Annotated in this window: 21 protein-coding genes and 1 pseudogene; 11 read left to right on the top strand and 11 right to left on the bottom strand. The window is 65.4% G+C overall.

Annotation, left to right across the window (positions count from 1 at the left end; all coding sequences use genetic code 11):
• Nucleotides 1–617: 617 nt before the first annotated feature.
• Complete coding sequence (gene arfB, locus ACZYZ5_RS11905) at nt 618–1,040, bottom strand: alternative ribosome rescue aminoacyl-tRNA hydrolase ArfB (protein ID WP_463901934.1); 423 nt, start codon at nt 1,038–1,040, stop codon at nt 618–620.
• Nucleotides 1,041–1,208: 168 nt separating this feature from the next.
• Here arfB and ACZYZ5_RS11900 point away from each other — a divergent pair, with 168 nt between their 5' ends.
• The 3 genes and pseudogenes from ACZYZ5_RS11900 (at nt 1,209) to ACZYZ5_RS11890 (ending at nt 3,094) form a co-directional block, all read left to right on the top strand.
• Nucleotides 1,209–2,123 carry an SRPBCC family protein gene (locus ACZYZ5_RS11900; RefSeq protein ID WP_463901933.1) on the top strand — a complete coding sequence of 305 codons (915 nt, stop codon included), beginning with the start codon at nt 1,209–1,211 and terminating at the stop codon, nt 2,121–2,123.
• 241 nt (nt 2,124–2,364) lie between these two features.
• A pseudogene (locus ACZYZ5_RS11895) lies at nt 2,365–2,778 on the top strand (phytase); the annotation flags it as partial.
• A gap of 31 nt (nt 2,779–2,809) precedes the next feature.
• On the top strand, nt 2,810–3,094 hold the full coding sequence (locus ACZYZ5_RS11890) for a phytase (protein WP_463901932.1): 285 nt from the start codon (nt 2,810–2,812) through the stop codon (nt 3,092–3,094).
• Here ACZYZ5_RS11890 and ACZYZ5_RS11885 read toward each other — a convergent pair.
• Both ACZYZ5_RS11885 and ACZYZ5_RS11880 read right to left on the bottom strand, forming a co-directional pair.
• A complete protein-coding gene (locus ACZYZ5_RS11885) occupies nt 3,040–5,217 on the bottom strand; it encodes an elongation factor G-like protein EF-G2 (RefSeq protein ID WP_463901931.1) in 2,178 nt (725 codons plus the stop codon). The genes ACZYZ5_RS11890 and ACZYZ5_RS11885 overlap by 55 nt on opposite strands.
• Nucleotides 5,218–5,375: 158 nt before the next feature.
• Nucleotides 5,376–5,852: a VOC family protein gene (locus tag ACZYZ5_RS11880; RefSeq protein ID WP_463901930.1), complete on the bottom strand. Its 477-nt coding sequence runs from the start codon at nt 5,850–5,852 to the stop codon at nt 5,376–5,378.
• A 192-nt stretch (nt 5,853–6,044) separates the two neighbouring features.
• Here ACZYZ5_RS11880 and ACZYZ5_RS11875 point away from each other — a divergent pair, with 192 nt between their 5' ends.
• Nucleotides 6,045–6,485, top strand: coding sequence for a DUF3054 domain-containing protein (locus tag ACZYZ5_RS11875; protein ID WP_463901929.1), 441 nt, complete (start codon nt 6,045–6,047; stop codon nt 6,483–6,485).
• Nucleotides 6,486–6,581: 96 nt separating this feature from the next.
• Nucleotides 6,582–6,863: an Lrp/AsnC family transcriptional regulator gene (locus tag ACZYZ5_RS11870; protein WP_282379365.1), complete on the top strand. Its 282-nt coding sequence runs from the start codon at nt 6,582–6,584 to the stop codon at nt 6,861–6,863.
• Between the two features lie 59 nt (nt 6,864–6,922).
• Here the strand turns inward: ACZYZ5_RS11870 and trpD are convergent, their stop codons facing one another.
• Entirely contained in the window at nt 6,923–7,981 is a 1,059-nt protein-coding gene (trpD, locus tag ACZYZ5_RS11865; protein ID WP_463901928.1) for an anthranilate phosphoribosyltransferase, read from the bottom strand.
• Nucleotides 7,982–8,093: 112 nt separating this feature from the next.
• Between trpD and ctaE the strand changes: the two genes are divergently transcribed.
• From ctaE to qcrB, 4 genes are all read left to right on the top strand, one after another.
• Nucleotides 8,094–8,768: an aa3-type cytochrome oxidase subunit III gene (gene ctaE, locus ACZYZ5_RS11860; protein ID WP_463901927.1), complete on the top strand. Its 675-nt coding sequence runs from the start codon at nt 8,094–8,096 to the stop codon at nt 8,766–8,768.
• An 86-nt stretch (nt 8,769–8,854) separates the two neighbouring features.
• Nucleotides 8,855–9,640: a cytochrome bc1 complex diheme cytochrome c subunit gene (gene qcrC, locus ACZYZ5_RS11855; protein ID WP_463901926.1), complete on the top strand. Its 786-nt coding sequence runs from the start codon at nt 8,855–8,857 to the stop codon at nt 9,638–9,640.
• Nucleotides 9,641–9,742: 102 nt separating this feature from the next.
• Nucleotides 9,743–10,816: a cytochrome bc1 complex Rieske iron-sulfur subunit gene (qcrA, locus tag ACZYZ5_RS11850; protein ID WP_463901925.1), complete on the top strand. Its 1,074-nt coding sequence runs from the start codon at nt 9,743–9,745 to the stop codon at nt 10,814–10,816.
• The gene (gene qcrB / locus ACZYZ5_RS11845; RefSeq protein WP_463901924.1) at nt 10,794–12,473 is read left to right on the top strand and encodes a cytochrome bc1 complex cytochrome b subunit; all 1,680 of its coding nucleotides are present in this window, start codon (nt 10,794–10,796) and stop codon (nt 12,471–12,473) included. Before qcrA ends, qcrB begins: the two co-directional genes overlap by 23 nt.
• Nucleotides 12,474–12,613: 140 nt before the next feature.
• Here the strand turns inward: qcrB and ACZYZ5_RS11840 are convergent, their stop codons facing one another.
• Nucleotides 12,614–13,381 carry a GntR family transcriptional regulator gene (locus ACZYZ5_RS11840; protein WP_463902024.1) on the bottom strand — a complete coding sequence of 256 codons (768 nt, stop codon included), beginning with the start codon at nt 13,379–13,381 and terminating at the stop codon, nt 12,614–12,616.
• A gap of 193 nt (nt 13,382–13,574) precedes the next feature.
• On the opposite strand from ACZYZ5_RS11840, the gene ACZYZ5_RS11835 reads away from it, so the two are divergent.
• Complete coding sequence (locus ACZYZ5_RS11835) at nt 13,575–13,868, top strand: HPr family phosphocarrier protein (RefSeq protein WP_463901923.1); 294 nt, start codon at nt 13,575–13,577, stop codon at nt 13,866–13,868.
• Between the two features lie 104 nt (nt 13,869–13,972).
• On the opposite strand, the gene ACZYZ5_RS11830 is transcribed toward ACZYZ5_RS11835, so the two are convergent.
• The 5 genes from ACZYZ5_RS11830 to ACZYZ5_RS11810 form a co-directional block, all read right to left on the bottom strand.
• A complete protein-coding gene (locus tag ACZYZ5_RS11830) occupies nt 13,973–14,374 on the bottom strand; it encodes a cytochrome c oxidase subunit 4 (RefSeq protein WP_463901922.1) in 402 nt (133 codons plus the stop codon).
• Complete coding sequence (ctaD, locus tag ACZYZ5_RS11825) at nt 14,371–16,095, bottom strand: aa3-type cytochrome oxidase subunit I (protein ID WP_463901921.1); 1,725 nt, start codon at nt 16,093–16,095, stop codon at nt 14,371–14,373. The genes ACZYZ5_RS11830 and ctaD overlap by 4 nt, the downstream gene beginning before the upstream one ends.
• Before the next feature lie 10 nt (nt 16,096–16,105).
• Entirely contained in the window at nt 16,106–16,978 is an 873-nt protein-coding gene (gene ctaC, locus ACZYZ5_RS11820; protein ID WP_463901920.1) for an aa3-type cytochrome oxidase subunit II, read from the bottom strand.
• A gap of 199 nt (nt 16,979–17,177) precedes the next feature.
• Nucleotides 17,178–17,567, bottom strand: a complete 390-nt coding sequence (locus tag ACZYZ5_RS11815) for a HesB/IscA family protein (RefSeq protein WP_024368088.1) — start codon at nt 17,565–17,567, stop codon at nt 17,178–17,180.
• A 171-nt stretch (nt 17,568–17,738) separates the two neighbouring features.
• A complete protein-coding gene (locus ACZYZ5_RS11810) occupies nt 17,739–19,169 on the bottom strand; it encodes a dipeptidase (protein ID WP_463901919.1) in 1,431 nt (476 codons plus the stop codon).
• A gap of 113 nt (nt 19,170–19,282) precedes the next feature.
• On the opposite strand from ACZYZ5_RS11810, the gene ACZYZ5_RS11805 reads away from it, so the two are divergent.
• Nucleotides 19,283–19,882 (top strand): DUF3043 domain-containing protein, encoded by a 600-nt coding sequence (locus ACZYZ5_RS11805; RefSeq protein WP_463901917.1) that lies wholly within the window; start codon nt 19,283–19,285, stop codon nt 19,880–19,882.
• A 71-nt stretch (nt 19,883–19,953) separates the two neighbouring features.
• On the opposite strand, the gene ACZYZ5_RS11800 is transcribed toward ACZYZ5_RS11805, so the two are convergent.
• Nucleotides 19,954–20,109: IS3 family transposase (locus ACZYZ5_RS11800; RefSeq protein WP_463902023.1), on the bottom strand; the 156-nt coding region annotated here is incomplete at its 5' end.

Genomic DNA, 20,109 nt, shown 5'->3' with positions numbered 1-20,109 from the left:
GCGCCAAAAAGCGAACCCGCCCAACGCAGCCGCCACCGCGACGCCGGCAACCCACCAGGCTTTCCGGCCGTGCTTGCTGGTGGACGCCTTTGAGGCCAGCGGGGTGCCCTCGGGAATGATCCGCGCGATGCGCTCATGGAGCCGGGGTGTGACTGTCTCAACTCCCCCGGCCAATTCTTCGGCAATAGCCTTCAAACTGGCTTGCAGTCGCGGCGAGGCCACGTCAATTCCGCCGTCAACCCCCGCGAGAGCGCGGCGGAGGGCGGATTCGACGGCGGGCGTGGCCCATTCCCTGCCTTTCTCCAGACGCTCAAGGAGAGCCTCTTGCAAGTGACGGGCTTGAGCCGTCGTGGCGGTTCTATCTGACAGATGCACAGGAGCCTCCAAGGGTCGAGGAACGTGGGCCCAGCTTAGGGTTTGTTCCCCGCAAAATACAGCCTTGATTGTCCGGGAATTAACGGCAGAGGCGCTGTGGAGGGTTCCGGCTCTGCTTCAGGCAGGCGCGGTGTTCGTCAGCGGCAAGAATCTTAGGCCCCAACCCTGCGTGGCATCCTTGGGATGAGCCGCATCCGCAAGAGTCCCGCGATCCCCCTGCGGCAAATTGTCGACCGGTGGCGCTACTCGGCGGACGGCCGCTGCCGTTGCCGCTTCGTCGCAGACCGCTGTTCCTTTGCGGCGAGACGCCGTCGGTTCGAGCCCCGGGTAGGTTTGGTCGCACGGCGTCGGGCAGGTTCGGGAGCGAGACCGTCTGCCACGAGGCCGGCGAGCTTGGCCAGAGCGACCTCACGATTTCGCAGTTGAGAGCGCCGCTCGGAGGCGGCCACCGTAATCACCCCGGCCACGAGACGTCCTCCGAGGCGCGTGACAAGCAGCAGCCGTTGGTCTTCCGATAGCACCGCAGAGTCGCCGACGTTCCACGAGAGTTCAACGCGGCTGTCCGAAGTGTTGACGTGTTGACCGCCGGGCCCGGACGAACGCGAGAACCGCCAGCCGAGTTCCGACGAGGGAATCGTTAGCGCGGGCGACACCTCCAGATCCATACAACCAGCGTTGCACACTATGGGCGTCCGCCGTCGCTTCGGCCCACGCCGGGCGGATGAAAACCCCCGCCTCTCCTCTGGCCTGAACGTCCCCCAGCAGATATAGTAAGCATACTGACGATTAGTTGGTCTCTCGTCAGTTCCCGAAATCCAGTCAAAGGAGACATCGTGAGCACCAAGGTTGAAAAGCGGATCCTGGTCAACGTTCCGGTGAGCGTGGCCTATAACCAGTGGACCCAGTTCGAGGAGTTTCCCCACTTTATGGGCGGCGTGAAGAGCGTCAAGCAGCTCAGCGACGACCGGCTTGAGTGGGTGGCGGAAATCGCCGGGGTGCGCCGGCAGTGGCAGGCCAGAATCCTGGAGCAGATACCGGACCGGAGAGTGTCGTGGGCCGCGACCGAGGGCGCCACCAACGCAGGGTCGGTGTCTTTTGAAGACCTCGGCGGCGGACAGACCTCGGTCCAGCTCTCACTCGAATATGAGCCCGAAGGCATGGTCGAAAAGGTCGGCGATAAGCTCAACGTCGTGGACAAGCAGGCCGAGAACGACCTCAACCGGTTCAAGGCCTTCATCGAAGATGAGGGCTACGCGACGGGCGCCTGGCGCGGAACTGTCAACGAAGGGGCCCCCGCCGGCACGCCAGGCGTTGACGCGGCGGCCGGCTCCCGGGGCGACAGCGGCAAAGCCGGCGTCTCAGGCAAAGTAGTTGCCGGCGTCGGACTCGCTGCCGCGGCCGCCGCCGGAGTAGCGGCCGCAACACGCCACCAGGAACCCGCCGGCGAGCCGGCACCCGGTACCGTTCACAACACGCCGCCAGCAAGCATGCCTCCCACCGGCACCACGGGTAGCGTCTTCCCCGGCGAGGGACTTCCCCAGGGCACGGCCCGTCCCGCGGACGGAACCGTCGGCCGGCCCGACGCGAAGCCGTTCGACCAGACCAACGGCCTCGTTGATACGGCGGGCGAATCCGACGGGACAGCCCTGAGTGACACCGAACGCGAACGCGAACGCGAACGCGAACGGGGCCTGGCGGACCGCCCCGGCCCTGTCCCCCCGGCCGGAGGAAGCCTCGGTCAGCACTGACCCGTTCGGACCCGATGTCCGGCCCGGCCGTTCCGACGAACCGCCGGGCCGGACGCACGACTGGGCCGCACGACCACTCGAAGGGACTGCGGGAGGTTGAACGCGGTCCATCGCCCGGTTGCTTGGCAGTAGCGACGTCTTTTTTTCATACCCCGAAGGCGCCAATGTTGGGTCAGGAACATTAGGGACCAGGGAGCGAGCATTGGGCGGCCACGTCCGATCTTTAGCGGTCCGGATCGTAGTGGCTGCGCTGTACACTCTTGCCCTGGTCGGTTGCGGTCCCGGCCCGGCCCAGCCGCTGCCGGGCTCCCCGTCAGCGACCAGCGGCGCGCCAGGTTCCGCTCCCACGGACTCCCCCACGCCCGCGCTGGCGGCGGCAAGTGCCTTGCCTGCACTCGAATCCGAGGGTTTCGCGGGTTCGGGCGACGCTGACAACAAGTCGCCGTCCGGCGGGGGTATCGGGGTCTTCGATATGACCGGCCGGTTGATCCACTTCCGGCCGGACGGAATGATTGGCAACGTTGACCTCAGGACCGGCTTCCCGTCGTCGGTGTCGTCGTTCGCCCTGGTCGGCGGCAACAACCGGTCGAGCAACACGCTGGCCTTATGGTCCCTGGACACCGCCGCCAGAACGTTGTCCCCGGTCGCAGCCCGGAACATCGAGACCGAGACACCCAACTACGGTTATGTACCGCAGCGGGACCAGCGGAAAATTCTACGCCTTTGTGACTCCCCACGGACCCGGGTTGGTCCAGCAATTCGAGTTAGTCGACGACGGGGCAGGCAAAGTCGACGCCGCCCTCGTCCGGACGCTGCCGGTCAGCAGTGCCACCGAGAGCTGCGTCGTTGACGATGAGCTCGGCCATCTGTACATCGGACAGGAGGGCAACTCCACCATCGCCGTCTACGGCCGTCCTCAGTCCTTCGCGGCGCGGGCTGCGGCAGCGGGAACCGGTTCGTGCCGCAGGTAGCTCCGCCCGAATCGGCCGCTTCCCGACGTCAGGGCGCGCAGCTCGATCGTGTAGCGCAAGAGCTCCTGGTCCGGCACTTCGGCCGAGATCTCCGTCAGGCCTCCCCCGGTCGACGTCGTTCCGGTCAACCGGGCCCGGCGCGATGACAGGTCACTCATAACCGCGCCCACATGCTCATCCGACACGCTGATGGTAACGGCCGAGACGGGTTCCAGCAGTTGGATGCTCCCGGCGGCCGCGGCCTCCCGCAAGGCCAATGCCCCGGCCGCCTGAAAGGCGGCGTCGGAAGAATCCACGCTGTGGGCCTTGCCGCCGAGCAGGGTCACCCTGATATCCACCACCGGAAAGCCGGCCGAGACGCCCTTCCGCATCTGTGCCCGTACGCCCTTCTCCACCGAGGCGATGAAGGTTCCCGGAATGACCCCTCCCACGGTTTTGTCGATGAATTCAAAGCCGGCGCCCCGTTCCACGGGTTCCACCTCGATGTCACACACGGCGTACTGGCCGTGGCCGCCTGACTGCTTGACGTGCCGGCCGTGGCCCGCCGCAGGCCCGGCGAACGTCTCCCGCAGCGGGGTGACCACGTCGACCGTCTGCAGGTTCACGCCCTGCTCGCGCAGTCGGCCCAGGACGACGTCCGCGTGGGCCTCGCCCATGCACCAGAGGATGAGCTGGTGCGTCTCGGCGTTCCGTTCCACGCGGAGCGCCGGGTCCCCGGCCGCGACCTTTCCCAGGCTCCGGGCGAGGGCGTCCTCGTCGCCGTGGGAGGCCGCCTCTACGGCAACAGGCAGCAGCGGGTCCGGCATCTCCCACGGCTGGATCAGCAGCGGGGAGTCTTTGGCCGATACCGTGTCGCCGGTCTCGGCCGGTCCCAGTTTCGTGAGGGCGCAGATGTCCCCCGCGACGCTGTAGGGCACCGGCCGCAGGCTGGATCCCAGCGGCGAATACACGTGGGAGACACGCTCGTCACTATCGTGGTCGGCGTGGCCCCGGTCCGCCAGCCCGTGCCCGGCCACATGGACCGCCGTGTCCTCGCGCAGCGTGCCGGAAAAGAGGCGGACCAGGCAGACGCGGCCCAGGAAAGGGTCGATGCTGGTGCGCACGACTTCACCGAGCAGCGGCCCCGCGGCGTTGCAGTCCGGGGTGGCGGCCGGTGTGCCATCAAGGTGGGACACCACCGGACCACCATGTTCGGTTGGCGGTGGGAAGGCCTGTGCCACGACGTCCAGCAGTTCCGCCAGGCCGACGCCGGTCTCGGCGGACGTGGCGATCACGGGGTGGAAGGAACCCTGGGCCACTGCCGTCTCCAGGTCGCCGATAAGGACCTCAGGAGGGATGTCCTCGCCGCCGAGGTACCGCTCCATCAACGACTCATCCTCACTTTCGGCGATGATCCCTTCGATGAGCGCGCCCCGCGCCGCCGCAGCGGCGGCGCGTTCGCCGTCGTCGGCTCTCCGGGACACCGGCAACGCACCCTCCGCCGGCCGTGCCGTCACAGTGCCCGAGAGCAGGCCCAGCAATCCGGTGACCTCCGCCCCGTTGCGCACCGGCAGGTAGAGCGGCAGCACGGTGTCGCCGAACGCCCGCTGGCACTTCTCGAGTGCCGCGTCGAAGTCCGCCCGGGGATGGTCTAGCCGGCTGATCACCACCGCCCGCGGTACCCCGACGCGCTGGCATTCTCCCCACAGGGCCGTGGTGGCAGCATCGATATCGTCAACCGCCGAGACGACAAACAGCGCCGCGTCCGCCGCGCGCAGCCCGGCGCGCAGTTCGCCGACGAAGTCCGGGTAGCCCGGCGTATCGAGCAGGTTCACCTTGACATCGCCAACCAGGACGGGCACCACGGAGAGCGCGACGGAGCGCTGCTGGTGGACCGCGGCAGGCTCGGAGTCACTCACCGTGGTGCCTTCGGTGATGGAGCCCTTCCTCGAAATCACACCTGTTTCAGCCAGCAGCGCCTCGGCCAGCATCGTCTTCCCGGCGCCCGAGTGGCCAACCAGCGCCACATTCCGGATCAACTCCGGCCGTTGGGGCGGCCGGACATCGGAGGCGTCGGCCCGCCGGAGTTCGGACGTGCCCCGGCTGGCAGCCTTCGCCGGAACCTTAGCGTCTTTCGGGGCCATGGGAACCTCCTGGATTGCATCCATCGGGGGCCGAACCGCCGGCCTCCGTGCAGCGTACGGCTGTCTATATGGATTGGACACCCTGGGAGGAACTGACGGCAAGACGCAATGGCTGGCTCCGGCGCAGCGCCAGTGCTGTGAACGTCAGCTGGCCGTGCCTAGCTGCCGTCGTAAGCCTTCTGCAGCGCCGCGATATCAAGCTTCTGCATTCCCAGCATGGCCTGCATGGCGCGCTGGGACCCCTCCGGGTCCGGGCCCCCGATCAGACCGCCCAGCGCGGAGGGGACCACCTGCCACGAGACCCCGTACCGGTCCTTGAGCCAGCCACACTGGCTTTCTGTACCGCCCGCTCCCAGGGCATCCCAGTAGCGGTCGACTTCCTCCTGGGTGGAGCAATCGATGACGAAGGAGATCGACTCGTTGAAGGTGAAGGCAGGCCCGCCGTTCAAGGCCGTGAAGGTCCGGCCGTCGATTTCGAACCGGACGGTGATCGCCTGGCCCGCCGGGCCGGGACCGCCCTCGCCGTAGCGGGAGACATCCAGCACCTTCCCGCCGTCGAAGACGGATGCGTAGAACCCGGCGGCTTCCTCCGCCTGGTTGTCGAACCACAGGCAGGTGGTGATCTTCTCGGACACGGTCAGTCCTCTTTCCGTTCGGCCCGTGCCGCAAGGCGGAGTCCGGCGGCAATAGCGGGGTTGTCAGCCCGAGCCTAGTCCCGCAGGATAACCGGCACAACGAAGGCGTCGCCCCGACCGGCCTCGCAGGCAGGAACGCAACAACGAAAGCCCGTTCTGCGGCCCTCCCGCCCGCCCGGCTAGGCTTGGACCATGCCTTCCGCAACGCCTTCGCATCCCCGCCCTGCCGCCACCCCCTCCGCGCGAGGAACGGCGGCACGTCGAACGGCAGTGCTGGCGGCCTGCGCTGATGCCGCAGTGATTCTCGTCTTCGCAGCCATCGGCCGGGACGCCCATCAGCGCGGGGACATCATCATCGGCGTATTTTCCACGGCCTGGCCGTTCCTCGTCGGCGCGGCGCTCTCCTGGCTGGTCCTGCGCGTGTGGCGCGCGCCCCTGGCCCTCTGGCCGGCCGGCGTCGGCGTCTGGCTCGGCACGGTCACTATCGGGATGCTCCTGCGGGCCGTCACCGGGCAGACGGTGGTCCTGCCGTTCATCATCGTGGCGCTGCTCAGCCTGGGCGTTCTGCTGCTCGGATACCGTCTCCTGGCCGCCGTCGTCCGGCGGCTCAAAACCCGCCGCCGCGGGGCGTGATGGACTAGGCTTGCAGGGATATGGCCGAGGCCCGGAAAGTACCGTCCCGGGCTCACTTGGCCGGCAACGGCGCAACAGATCCGGAAAGGTTCACACGTGGTCACCGCTTTCGTCCTGATTAAGACAGACGCTTCCCGCATCCCGGAGACCGCGGAAGAAATCTCCGCCATCCAGGGCATCAGCGAGGTCTACTCCGTGACCGGCGAATGGGATCTCATCGCAATCGCCCGGGTTCCGAAGCACGACGATCTGGCCGATGTCATCGCGGACAAACTCTCCAAGGTGGCCGGCGTTGTCCACACGACCACCCAGATCGCGTTCCGGGCCTATTCCCAGCACGACCTCGACGCGGCGTTCGCCCTCGGCTTCGAACAGTAGGGTTCAGCGCGCCGGGCCCGGCACGGGGGCACCAGAACAGGAGGCGTTCGCCGGACTGTTCAGCTGCGCGAGAGTGCCACCCAACGGTCCAGCACGGCCGCCGCTGCACCCGACTCGATGGACTCGTCCGCGCGCTTCAACGCGGCGGCCATCCGTTCGCTGAAGGGTCCGGCGGCATCCAGATCAAAGGCCACGAGGCCGGCAGCGGCGTTCAGCAGGGCGGCATCGCGCGCCGGACCGGCGCCGCCGGCAAGTACGGACCGTACGACGGCGGCATTGGCCGCGGCGTCCCCGCCGCGCAGTTCCTCAAGGGTTGCCTGGCGGATGCCAAGATCCCGCGGGTCGAACATTTCCTCACTCACGGCCCCGCTCCGGATTTCCCACACCCGGGACGGCCCGGTGGTGGTGAGCTCGTCGAGTCCGTCATTCCCGCGGAACACCAGCCCGCGGCTGCCTCGTTTGGCCAGGACTCCGGCCACCAGCGGAGCCATGCGCTCATTGGCCACACCCACGGCCGAGGCTTGGACGTGGGCCGGGTTGATCATGGGGCCCAGGAAGTTAAAGGCGGTCGGCACGCCAAGTTCCCGGCGGGCGACGGCGGCGTGGCGCATTGAAGGGTGGAACACCTGGGCGAAGCAGAACGTGATGCCGGCCTCTTCGGCGTTGAGAGCCACCCGCGGGATCGGCAGGTCCAGCCGGACCCCCAGGGCTTCGAGGACGTCCGCGGACCCGGAGGTCGAGGACGCTGCACGGTTGCCGTGCTTAACCACCTTGGCGCCGGCGCCGGCCGCGATCAGCGCGGCCATGGTGGAAATGTTGACCGTGTTCTGCTGGTCACCACCGGTTCCGACGATGTCCAGCTTCTGCCCTGCTATCTCAATGGGGCTCGCGTTCGCGATCATCGCGTCGACCAGGCCGACCAGTTCATCCACGGTCTCGCCCTTGGAGCGCAGGGCAACGAGGAAACCGGCAACCTGGGCTGGCGTGGCCTCCCCGGACATGATCGAGTTCATCGCCCACTCCGTGTTGCCGGTGGTGAGATCCGTCCCGTCAATGAGAGCGTTGATGAGCCGCGGCCACGTGTTGACTGCCGCCTGTGCAGATGCCTGAGAAGTCACGTTCTGATGCTATCGAGGTGCGCACGGCAAAGACCAATGTGAACCGGCCCGGGAACTTTTCCCCGCGAATTCGCGTCTTTGTAGAAAAAGTCCTCCCAAAACGCGGTTTGCGTTGGGCAGGAGGGAGTTTTATAGACATAATGTCTATGTGACATCTGCGACCCATGCCCCCAGTACCCCGGCGCACCCGACGCTGAATCGCCCGAACATGGTTTCTGTTGGAACCGTAGTCTGGCTCTCCAGTGAGTTGATGTTCTTCGCCGGTCTCTTTGCCATGTACTTCACACTCCGTTCGACTTCCGGACTGATGTGGGCCGAGGAGACAGCCAAGCTCAACTTCCCCTTTGCGCTCATCAACACGATCGTCCTCGTGGCAAGTTCCTTTACTTGCCAGATGGGCGTCTTCGCCGCTGAGCGGCTTCAGCCGCGTCGAAGCGGCGGCCCCCTCAGCTTCACCCGCTGGGGAATGAACGAATGGTTCACCCTGACATTTATCATGGGTGCCTTCTTCGTGGCCGGCCAGGCGACTGAGTACGCCATGCTCGTTTCCGAGCATGTCTCGCTCTCCTCCAACGCCTACGGTTCGGCGTTCTACATCACCACAGGCTTCCACGGCCTGCACGTTATCGGCGGCCTGGTTGCCTTCCTCCTCATCATGGGCCGCTCCTTCGCAGCGAAAAAGTTCGGCCATTTCGAAGCAACCTCCGCGATTGTCACCTCGTACTACTGGCACTTCGTTGACGTCGTCTGGATCGGCCTCTTCCTGGTCATCTACGTCCTCAAGTAGCAAGACTTGACTCTTTTTCTACAAGAGGCAGAATTTCAAGAAGTGGCTCCCGGAGCCAACGCAGGATCGAAAAAAGGAACCACCACGTGAAGGCACTCTCGCAGAAGCGACGTCACCCACTAGCAGCGATTGCACTGCTGCTGATGGGCCTCCTGGTCACTGGTGGGCTGTACGCCGTAGCCACCACCGTCAACCAGGCCAAGGCCACCACCAGCTTCAGCGCAAATGACGCAGAGGAAGGCGGCAAGCTCTTTGCCGCCAACTGCGCCACCTGCCACGGCATGGGCGCCAGCGGGTCCAAAGACGGCCCCTCCCTGGTTGGCGTCGGCGCTGCCGCCGTTGACTTCCAGGTCGGCACCGGCCGCATGCCCATGCAGATGAACGGCCCGCAGGCCTACAAGAAGCCCGCTCAGTTCAACGAGGAGCAGACGCACCAGCTATCCGCTTACGTTGCTTCGCTCGGGGCCGGCCCGTCCATCCCCGAGGCACATGTCCTTGATGAGAAGGGCGACGCCGCTAACGGCGGCGAGCTGTTCCGTGTGAACTGCGCCATGTGCCACAACGCTGCCGCTGCCGGCGGCGCGTTGACCCGGGGCAAGTTCGCCCCGGCACTGGCGGACGTGTCCGGCAAGCACATCTACGAAGCAATGGTCACCGGCCCGCAGAACATGCCGGTCTTCAGCGACGCCAACATCGGTCCCGAAGGCAAGCGCGACATCATCACGTTCCTTAAGCAGATCGAAGCCAACGGTTCACCCGGCGGCGCTGATCTGGGGGCTTTGGGTCCGGTGTCCGAGGGCCTGTTCGTCTGGATCGCCGGCCTCGGCGTCATCATTGCCTTCACTATCTGGCTAACGTCCCGGACGTCCTAAGCCCACCTGTTGCACCTGTAAGAATTTTCTGCTGACCCGTCAGCAGTTCGAATTGAAAGCTAACTCGGCACCTGCCGAGACGAGAGAGGGATGAGGCGAATTATGGGCAACCATAGTGACGGCAGTCCGAACCACTCGGGCACCGTAGCTAGGGCTGGTCAGAACGAGGTGGAGAAGTTCCAGGATCCTGGACTTCCTCCGCATCGTTTGCGCCTGGCTGACACGGACCCGAAGGCCGCCAAGCGAGCAGAACGGCAGGTAGCCCTTCTGTTCGGGACTTCGGTCGTTGGCACCCTGATATTCCTGGTGGCGTATTTCGCCATCGATCTGGGAGATGACACCGGGATCGCGACAATCCGGCTGCAGAACATGCTGCTGGGCCTCGGCACCGCCTTTGCCATGCTTGGCATCGGCACCGGTATCGTGCACTGGGCCAAAGCCCTCATGCCGGACCATGAAGTCTCGGAAGAGCGCCATGCCATCCGCACCGAGGACGACCGCCAGGCCGCTGTCCGGATCGTCGACGACATCGTCGAGGAAACCGGCATCAAGCGCCGTCCGCTGATCCGCAACACCCTTCTGGGCGCCGTGGCCCTGGCTCCCCTGCCGGCCCTCGCCGTTTTCGGCGACCTGGGTCCGCGTCCCGACAACACCCTGGCGCACACCTTGTGGGCACCGGCCCCGGACGGCAGGCTCAAGCGACTGGCCCGCGACCCCGATGGCACCCCCATCAAGGCCGCCGACGTCACCCTCGGTTCGGCGTTCCACGTCATCCCGGAGGGCTTGAACGAACTGCACGAGGGAAAGCTGAACGAAAAGGCCAAATCCGTTGTTCTGCTGATGCGTCTGAACCCCGAGTTGCTGAATCCGTCCCCGGGACGCGAGGACTGGGCCTACAACGGGATCGTCGCCTACTCCAAGATCTGCACCCACGTCGGTTGCCCTGTTGCCCTGTACGAGCAGCAGACGCACCACCTGCTGTGCCCGTGCCACCAGTCAACCTTCGACCTGACTCAACAGTGCAAGGTTATCTTCGGCCCCGCCAGCCGCCCTCTTCCCCAGCTGCCTATCGCAGTCGACGCCGAGGGCTACCTGGTCGCCACGAGCGACTTCCATGAACCCGTCGGACCGAGCTACTGGGAGCGTGAGCAGCATGTCCTCATCCCTAACGCCTGATGCCCCCGTCTTCGTCGCCAAGACTTCGGGCGGCCGCATCACCAACTTCGTCGACGAACGGGTCGGCGGATCCGGGATCCTCCGTGAATTCGGCCGCAAGGTCTTCCCGGACCACTGGTCGTTCATGTTCGGTGAGGTGGCGCTGTACTCTTTCGTCATCCTGCTGCTCTCGGGAACGTTCCTGACCTTCTTTTTCGATCCGTCGATGGCGGAAACGCACTATCAGGGCTCCTACACGCCGCTGAAGAACGTCGAAATGTCGGTGGCCTACAGCTCCTCGCTGGACATCTCCTTCGATGTCCGGGGCGGTCTGTTCATGCGCCAGGTCCACCACTGGTCCGCGCTGCTGTTCGTCGCATCGGTCTCCGTGCACATGCTCCGCGTGTTCTTCACCGGCGCGTTCCGCAAGCCCCGTGAAATGAACTGGGTGGTGGGCAGCGTGCTGCTCATCCTCTCGATGGCTGCAGGCTTCACCGGCTACTCTCTCCCCGATGACCTGCTCTCCGGCAACGGCCTGCGCATCATCGACGGCGTGATCAAGTCCATCCCGGTGATCGGAACGTACACCTCGTTCTTCCTCTTCGGCGGAGAATTCCCCGGCACCATGGTTATCGGCCGCCTGTACATGCTCCACATCCTCCTGGTTCCGGCGCTCATCCTCCTGATGATCGTGCTGCACCTCTTTATGGTGGTCGTGCACAAGCACACCCAGTACCCCGGCCCGGGACGCAACGACGGCAACGTCGTCGGCTACCCGCTTGGTCCGGTGTACGCGGCCAAGGCCGGCGGCTTCTTCTTCATCGTGTTCGGTGTCGTCGCCCTGATGGCAGGGTTCTTCACCATCAACCCGATCTGGAACTACGGCCCCTACGACCCCTCCCCCGTCTCGGCCGGTACCCAGCCTGACTGGTACATCGGGTTCGTTGACGGTGCACTCCGCCTCATGCCGGGCACCATCGGCAACTGGAGCGTCGAACAGGTCTGGTTCGGCCAGGTCTTCAGCTTCAACGTGCTGCTCCCGGCCCTGGTTCCGGCGGGCATCCTCTTCACCGTGATGTTCATGTACCCGTGGATCGAACGATGGATCACCAAGGACAACCGCGAGCACCACGTCCTGGACCGTCCGCGCAACGCCCCGACGCGTACCGCCATCGGCATGGCCGGCTTCGTCTGGTACTGCGTTATGTGGGCAGCTGCCGGCTCGGACCTCATCGCCACGCACTTCCACGTGTCGCTGAACGATGTGACCTACTGGCTGCGGGCACTGTTCTTCATCGGCCCGGTCATCGCCTTCATTGTCACGAAGCGCGTTGCCCTGGCCCTGCAGCGCAAGGACCGCGAGATCGCCCTGCACGGCCGCGAAACCGGCCGTATCGTGCGCCTGCCGCACGGCGAGTTCATTGAGGTCCACGCCCCCCTGGACGAGTACAAGCGCTACAAGCTCGTCGGCTTCGAGTCGCCGTCTCCGCTTCCGGCGGAGCCGAACGCCAATGGCGTCGTTGACAAGAAGGAGAAGCGCCGCGCGAAGCTGTCGCAGTGGTTCTTCGAGGACCGGGTTGCCCCGGCCACGCCCGCTGAGCTCGAGGCGGCCCATGGCCACCACGGCGCCCACGAGGCAATCGAGTCCGGCGACACCCAGAAGACGCTCAGCCACTAACCAGCTGCAGTGAACACCAGAAAGGCCCGGTCCACCAGGACCGGGCCTTTCTGCATCTCCCGGAGAACAGTAAGAACCGCGGCGTCACCTCGCGCCCATCCCTCAGGAGCGGATGGGCGCGAGGTGACCCCGCGCTGCGATTAGGGGCGGTACCCCGAGGCGTAGTTGCGGGTCGGGCGGACGCCGGGGCGCTGCAGCGGCACCCAGAGCTTGTAGCGGTCGGCCCGGTAGTAGGACACCGAGTAGTCCACCATGGCCCGGGCGACGAAGGCGTGGCGCTGGATCTTCAGCAGCGGCGAACCGACCTCGACGTCGAGCAGGCGGGCCGTGGACGGCGAGGCGGCCGTGGCCTCGATCATGTCCTCGCCCCACTCCATCACCAGCCCGTAGCGTTCGCTGAGGACGTTGTAGAGCGAGGTGGGCGGCTCGCCGTCGAGCAGTCCGGGGACGCGGTGGGCGGGGATGAAGTTCTCGTCCACGCTCATGGGCTCGCTGTCCGCCAGCAGCAGGCGGCGGAACCGCACCAGGGGCGTCCCCTCCTCAAGCTGGAGTTCCCGGGCTAGGAAGGCACTGGCGCCGATCTGCTCGAAGCTGAGGACCTTGGCCGCCGGGACCATGCCGCGTCGCTGCATTTCCTCGCTGTAGGAGGTCAGCTTGACCTGCAGATCCAGCTTCGGTTTCCGGACAAAAGTACCCAGGCCCACCACCCGCTCGATGACTTCCTCGCCGACGAGGGCATCGATGGCCTGGCGCACGGTCATCCTGGCCAGGCCAAAGCGATCGGCGAGGTCCCGTTCGGAGGGCAGCGCCGACCCGGGGGGGCAGGCGCTGACAATGTGTGACCTGAGGATTTCCCGCAGCTGGACGTAGATGGGCGTACCGTTGTTCCGGTCGATTTCGCCGACCATTCGCGCCGCGTCAGAGGGCGCCACTGCGCAGCCTTCCGGAAAGAGTCATACCTCAAGGTTAGGCCACCCCGGGCGCAGGTCTAGACCACCGGGATGTCGTGGTTAGCCCGGGAACGCTGCCCCGGCTAGGCTTTAATGCGCCGGCTCCCCGCCGACACCAACCACCGCCACACTCTGAAACAAGGGAGCCCCGTTGCCAGTACGAAACGCAGTCGTCCAGGCCGACGTCGGACTGCATGCAAGGCCTGCGGCGCTATTCGTCCGCGCTGTCCTTGACACCGGGCTGCCGGTCACCATCAGCAGGGACGGCAGGCCGGCAGTGGACGCCCGCTCGCTGCTGGAGGTCATGACGGAGGACTTCCGGTACGGCTGTGAGGTGCAACTGGCTGTAGCCTCCAGCGCTATTCCGGACCGCTGCAGCGCCAGGGACGTCGAGGCGGCCCTGGACGGCCTCCGGGCACTATTGGAGTCTTCCGGGTCCCGCTGAGCGGCACAGCCGCCCTGTACGGGCTCCCCAGCAACAACGACGGCGGGCCCCACCAGATGGTGGGGCCCGCCGTCGTCTTGATCAGATATCTATCCCTGCGGACGTTAGTGCGCGTGGTCTCCGCGGCTGTATTCGTAGACCCAGCCTACGAGACCGACCAGTGCAAGACCGGCCGCGATGTAGACGATCCAGAATCCCATGGCCAGACCGAGGAATCCCGCGGCCGAGGCCGCGCCGAGGACCAGCGGCCACCAGCTCCAGGGGCTGAAGTGACCCTGTTCACCGGCGCCCTCGTGGATCTCCGCATCACTGCGGTCCTCGGGACGCATCCCGACGCGCTTCGCGGTGAAGGCCAGGTAGGCGCCGATCATAATGGAGAGGCCGCCGAGCAGCAGGATACCGAGGATGCCGACCCACTCTGTCCACTCGGTCAGGAATCCGTAGACGATCGAAACCGGGATGAAGAAGAAGGCTCCGAATCCAAAGAGCCGTGATTCGATTTTCACTGAGCTTGATCCTTCTGGTCGGCGTTACCGAGCGCTGCTGCTGCCGGGGCAGGAGAATCGACGGTGTATGACTGGGAGAGTTCCGGGTGGTGAAGGTCCAGGGCGGGACGCTCCGAACGGATCCGCGGCAGCGAGGTGAAGTTGTGGCGCGGCGGCGGGCACGAGGTCGCCCATTCGAGCGAGGCGCCGAAGCCCCACGGGTCATCCACTTCGACCCGCTCGTTGCTGCGCCAGGTGATGTAGACGTTCCAGAAGAACGGGATCAGCGAGGCGCCCAGCAGGAAGGAGGCGTAGGTGGAGAACTGGTTCATCCAGGTGAAGTTGTCCTGCGGCATGTAGTCCGCGTAGCGGCGGGGCATGCCCTCGACGCCCAGCCAGTGCTGGATGAGGAAGGTGCCGTGGAAACCGAGGAACAGCATCCAGAAGTGGATCTTGCCAAGGCGCTCGTTGAGCATCTTGCCGGTCCATTTCGGCCACCAGAAGTAGAAGCCGGCGAACATGGCGAAGACGACGGTTCCGAAGACGACGTAGTGGAAGTGTGCCACCACGAAGTAGGAGTCGGAGACGTGGAAGTCCAGCGGCGGGGAGGCCAGGATGATGCCGGTCAGTCCGCCGAAGAGGAACGTCGCCAGGAAGCCGATGCTCCACAGCATGGGAGTTTCGAAGGTAATCGACCCCCGCCACATGGTGCCGATCCAGTTGAAGAACTTCACGCCGGTTGGCACGGCGATGAGCATCGTCATGAAGGAGAAGAACGGGAGCAGGACCGAGCCGGTGACGTACATGTGGTGGGCCCACACGGTCACGGACAGCGCGGCGATGGAGATGGTTGCGTAAACCAGGCCCTTGTAACCGAAGATCGGTTTCCGGCTGAAGACCGGGAAGATCTCCGAGACGATGCCGAAGAACGGCAGGGCGATGATGTAGACCTCAGGGTGACCGAAGAACCAGAACAGGTGCTGCCAGAGAACGGCGCCGCCGTTCTCCGGGTCGAAGATATGAGCTCCAAAGCGGCGGTCCGCGCCGAGGGCGAAGAGGGCTGCGGCCAGCGGGGGGAAGGCCATCAGGACCAGGATGGACGTAACGAGGATGTTCCAGGTGAAGATCGGCATCCGCCACATCGTCATGCCCGGAGCGCGCATGCAGATGATCGTGGTGATGAAGTTGACCGCGCCGAGGATGGTACCGAAACCGGTCAGCGCCAGGCCGAAGACCCAGAGGTCACCGCCCACACCCGGGCTGAACGTCGTGTTGGACAGCGGCGCATACGCGAACCAGCCAAACGATGCCGCACCCTGCGGGGTGATGAAGCCGGATACGGCGATGGTGGAACCGAAGAGGAAGAACCAGAAGGCCAGTGCGTTCAGCCGCGGGAAGGCGACGTCGGGGGCGCCGATCTGGAGCGGCATCATGACGTTGGCGAAGCCGGCGAACAGCGGGGTCGCGAACATCAGCAGCATCACGGTGCCGTGCATGGTGAACAGCTGGTTGTACTGCTCTTTGGTCTGCAGGATCTGCATGCCGGGCTCGAACAGTTCGGCGCGGATCAGCAGCGCCATGACTCCGCCGAAGCAGAAGAACGCGAACGACGCGATCAGGTACATGTACCCGATGGTCTTGTGGTCGGTCGTTGTGATCCAGTTGACGACGATGCGTCCCTTGGACTTCGGTACTACGGGAGCCTCAAGGATCCCGGTGGGCTGTGAATAGGTAGTTGCCACGTCGCTCCCCTTACTTGGTTTCGGTCGGGGCCGGGTTGCGGTCGTACTCTTCGCCGAGGAGGCCCGTGTTGCCGTCCTGGCGCAGCTTCTCCAGGTGCGCCTGGAATTCGGCGTCGGAAACGACCTTCACGCGGAACAGCATTTCGGAGTGGTACTCGCCACAGAGTTCGGCGCACTTGCCGTCGTAGGTTCCCTCTTTGGTGGGGGTGAACCTGATGTAGTTGGTCTTTCCGGGGATCATGTCGCGCTTCTGCAGGAAGGCGGGGACCCAGAAGGAGTGGATGACGTCGCGGGAGTTCAGCTCCAGGTCAACCGACTTGTCGACCGGGAGGTACAGGGTGGGCAGCTTTTCCTTGTCCACGTCCTCGCCGGTGAGGTGCGCCTGGACGCCGGCTTCGTGGACATCCTCGCGGATGACGTCGCCCTTTATGTAGTTGAAGTCCCACGCCCACTGCTTGCCGCGGACGTCAACGACGACGTCGGCCGGCTCGCCGCGGTTGTCGATCGCCTGCTGGTCGCGGTCGGTGAAGTAGAAGAACACCAGGACCATGAACAGCGGGATCGTGAGGTAGAAGACCTCGAGGGGCAGGTTGAAGCTGTTCTGCCGCGGGAACCCGACGGTGCCCTTGCGGCGCCGGTAGGCGACGATGCACCAGATCATCAGGCCCCAGGTAATGACGCCCACGATCAGGGCGGCAATCCATGAGTTGACCCAGAGGTCCATGATGCGGTCAGTGTGGTTGGTGGTGCCACGCTCAGTGGGCAGCCACCCTTTCTGTACCTCTGGTGAACATCCAGTCAAAGCCAACGCGCCGGCGAGTGCCAAGCCAGTGATCGTAGTGATCTGTTTGCGTCGGCTGCCGGTTCGGTTCTGCGAACTCACAGACGGCCCTTCCTACTTGTTGCTGTCGCCCGGGCCGCAAAGTGACGGTCAGGGCACACGAAAAGTTTTACTACTCGGTGTAGAGCTTACCGCTCCCCGCGAGTTTTCGCCCACATGTCCGCGCCGTGCGTCGGGACCTTTTTGCTGGGTCCGCTCGTTGTGAATCCTGCGGCACTAAGGCCGGGCAGATCGCCCGGCCTTAGTGGAAGGAATCACCGCAGGCGCAGGAGCCGCCGGCGTTGGGATTGTCGATCGTGAAGCCCTGCTTGGAGATGGTGTCCTCGAAGTCGATGCTGGCGCCGCTGAGGTACGGGACACTCATCTTGTCGACGACAACTTCGACGCCGTCGTAGTCGCGGACGGCGTCTCCGTCGAGAAGCCGCTCGTCGAAGTAGAGCTGGTAGATCAGGCCAGAGCAACCGCCGGGCTGCACGGCCACGCGGAGGCGCAGGTCGGTGCGGCCTTCCTGCTCGAGCAGGCTGCGGACCTTGCCGGCCGCGACGTCGGTCAGTTTGACCTCGTGCGTTGCCAGTTCCTCGCCCGCCGTGGCGGTGGTGTCGGCGCTGTTTTCATTGGTTGTAGTGCTCATGGCCTACCTTCTGACGACGGTGGTGGCGGCGCCGCTCCCGCGGCACCCGCCCCTACTTGAACGGTACGGGCTATAGCTACATGCTACGTCGATCAGCGCTGTAGCTCTAACTCCTGACGTAACCGTCCCAGCCGGCCGGATGTTCCCTTGGAACCCTGCCGGCCGGTCCGCTCAGGCCAGTCCTTCCTCATTCAGGCGGGCCAGCATGAGGGCTTCCGCCACGATGGCGTTCCGGAAGTCCGCGAGGTGGAGGGATTCGTTCGCGCTGTGCGCCCGGGAATCGGGATCCTCGACACCCGTGACGAGGATCTGCACGTCCGGGTACAGCTCGGTCAGATCGGCAATGAACGGAATCGAGCCGCCGATGCCGGTTTCCACGGCCGGAACACCCCACGCCTCGCCGAGCGCCCACATCGCAATGCTGGCAGCCTTGGAGGAGGTGTCCGTGAGGAAGGCGTTGCCGCTCTCCCCCGGCGTGAAGATGACGTGGGCGCCGAACGGCGCGTTGGCTTCCACATGCCGGCGGACGGCGTCCATCGCCTCGGCGGGATCCTGGCCGGGTGCGAGCCGGAGGCTGAACTTGGCGCGCGCCCGGGGCAGGAGGGTGTTGGAGGCGACGTCCACGGCGGGGGCGTCGAAGCCGATGATCGACAGTGCCGGTTTGGTCCACATCCGCGAGGCGATCGTCCCGGTGCCGGCGAGCCGGACGCCGTCGAGCACCGAGGCATCGGCGCGGTACTGCTCTTCGGAGAGGTCAACGGCGACGTCGTCCCGGCTGGCCAGGCCGGCGATCGCCACGTTGCCCGCATCGTCGTGCAGGGTGGCGATCAGGCGGCAGAGCAGGGTCGGTGCGTCCAGCACGGGGCCGCCAAACATGCCCGAGTGGACGGCGTGGTCCAGGACCTTGACCTCGATGGTGCCGTCGACCAGGCCGCGGAGGCTCGTGGTCAGCGCGGGGATGCCGACCTTCCAGTTGCTGGAGTCGGCCACGACGATCACATCGGCGCGCAGCAGTTCCCGGTGGGTTTCGAGGAAGGTCCGGAAGGTCGGCGAGCCGGCCTCCTCCTCCCCCTCGAAGAAGAAGGTCACGCCGAGGCCCAGGTCGTCGCCCAGCACTCGCGTCACGGCCGAGTAGGCCGCGATGTGCGCGAGGATCCCGGCCTTGTCGTCGGCAGCGCCGCGCCCATATAGCCGCCCGTCGCGCTCGACGGCGGTGAACGGCTCCGTCTCCCACAGCGCCAGGTCCCCGGTGGGCTGCACATCGTGGTGCGCATACAGCAGGATCGTCGGCTTGCCCGCGGCGGCCGGACGGCGGGCGACGACGGCGGGGCCGCCCGGCGTCCCGTCTTCCTTGTCGCAGCGCAGGATCAGGACCTCATCGAAGCCGCTGGCACGGACCAGTTCGGCGACGGCGTCGGCACTGGCGTTCAGCGGGGCGGGGTCGAAGCTGGGCCAGGCGATGCCCGGGATGGCGACGAGCTCCGTCAGTTGGGCGATCGTGGTGTCGAACGATTCGGTAACGGCCTGGCGGAGGGCCTCGGTGTCGGCGTATCCGACCCGGGCGGCAGCGGTTTGCGGGTTCCCCGCAGGTAATGGAGTCATGGCCAGAACACTACCGGTGTGACGGATCACGCCAAACCTTCAATATTGACGCAGCGCGTCACTTGCCGTGTGGGCCGGGTCTCGTGCGTGCCGCACCGGGGTATTCTGTAGGAGTGTTTGGACGTAAAAAAGAAGCGCCATCGGCGCAGGACATAGTTGACCAGCAGGCGGCCGGGGCAGCAGCCCGGGACACCGCCCTCGGCAAGGGCGCGCCCACGCCGAAGCGCAGCGCACAGGTGGCGGCCCGCAAGCGGCCGCTCGTGCCCGAGGACCGCAAGGCTTCGAAGGCCGCCGAGCGTGCAGCGGTCCAGGAGCAGCGGCTCAAGATGCGGCAGGCCATGGACACCGGCGACGAGAGGTTCCTGCCGCTGCGGGACAAGGGCCCGCAGAAGCGCTTCGCCCGTGACTACGTGGATGCCCGCTTCAGCCTCGGCGAATATTTGATGTTCGGCGCGCTCATCTTCGTGATCGTCTCACTCCTCGTCCCGGCCTCCAGCGAACAGATGATCTACGTCCTGGGCGGGTTCTGGGTGATGTTCCTGGCGGTCTTCGTCGACGTCTTCATCCTGTCCCGGAAGCTTAAGAAGCGCCTGGAGCAGAAGTTCGGGGACGTGGAGCGCGGCACCGTCTGGTACGGCTCCATGCGTTCCCTGCAGTTCCGCCGCTTGCGCCTTCCCAAGCCGCTCGTCAAGCGCGGCGAATACCCCGCCTGATTCACGCAATCAATATGAAGCCCCCGGCAGTCTGAACTGGTCCCCGAAAGTTGGACTGGCCAAGTAAGAGCCTAGGCTGCGAGGGCCTGAGCACGGTATTGCACCGGGCTCAGGCCCTTTAGCTTTGTCGAGATTCTTTCGTTGTTGTACCAGTGGATGTATTCCTTCAGCTGCGCTGCCAGAGCGTCAGTGTTGATGAATCGGACATGGTGGAAGAGCTCTTCCTT

It is taken from the genome of Pseudarthrobacter ribosi (assembly GCF_055412865.1).
The sequence above is the reverse complement of the archived record's forward strand: the minus strand, read 5'-3'. Positions and strand labels throughout refer to the sequence as shown.

Excerpts from the sequence above, each read along its gene's own strand:
- qcrA (WP_463901925.1), top strand. The coding sequence starts at position 9,743 with ATGGGCAACCATAGTGACGGCAGTCCGAACCACTCGGGCACCGTAGCT.
- ACZYZ5_RS11890 (WP_463901932.1), top strand. The coding sequence starts at position 2,810 with ATGTACCGCAGCGGGACCAGCGGAAAATTCTACGCCTTTGTGACTCCC.
- arfB (WP_463901934.1), bottom strand. The coding sequence starts at position 1,040 with ATGGATCTGGAGGTGTCGCCCGCGCTAACGATTCCCTCGTCGGAACTC.
- ACZYZ5_RS11875 (WP_463901929.1), top strand. The coding sequence starts at position 6,045 with ATGCCTTCCGCAACGCCTTCGCATCCCCGCCCTGCCGCCACCCCCTCC.
- ACZYZ5_RS11815 (WP_024368088.1), bottom strand. The coding sequence starts at position 17,567 with ATGAGCACTACAACCAATGAAAACAGCGCCGACACCACCGCCACGGCG.
- ACZYZ5_RS11810 (WP_463901919.1), bottom strand. The coding sequence starts at position 19,169 with ATGACTCCATTACCTGCGGGGAACCCGCAAACCGCTGCCGCCCGGGTC.
- qcrB (WP_463901924.1), top strand. The coding sequence starts at position 10,794 with ATGTCCTCATCCCTAACGCCTGATGCCCCCGTCTTCGTCGCCAAGACT.
- ACZYZ5_RS11840 (WP_463902024.1), bottom strand. The coding sequence starts at position 13,381 with ATGGTCGGCGAAATCGACCGGAACAACGGTACGCCCATCTACGTCCAG.
- ACZYZ5_RS11885 (WP_463901931.1), bottom strand. The coding sequence starts at position 5,217 with ATGGCCCCGAAAGACGCTAAGGTTCCGGCGAAGGCTGCCAGCCGGGGC.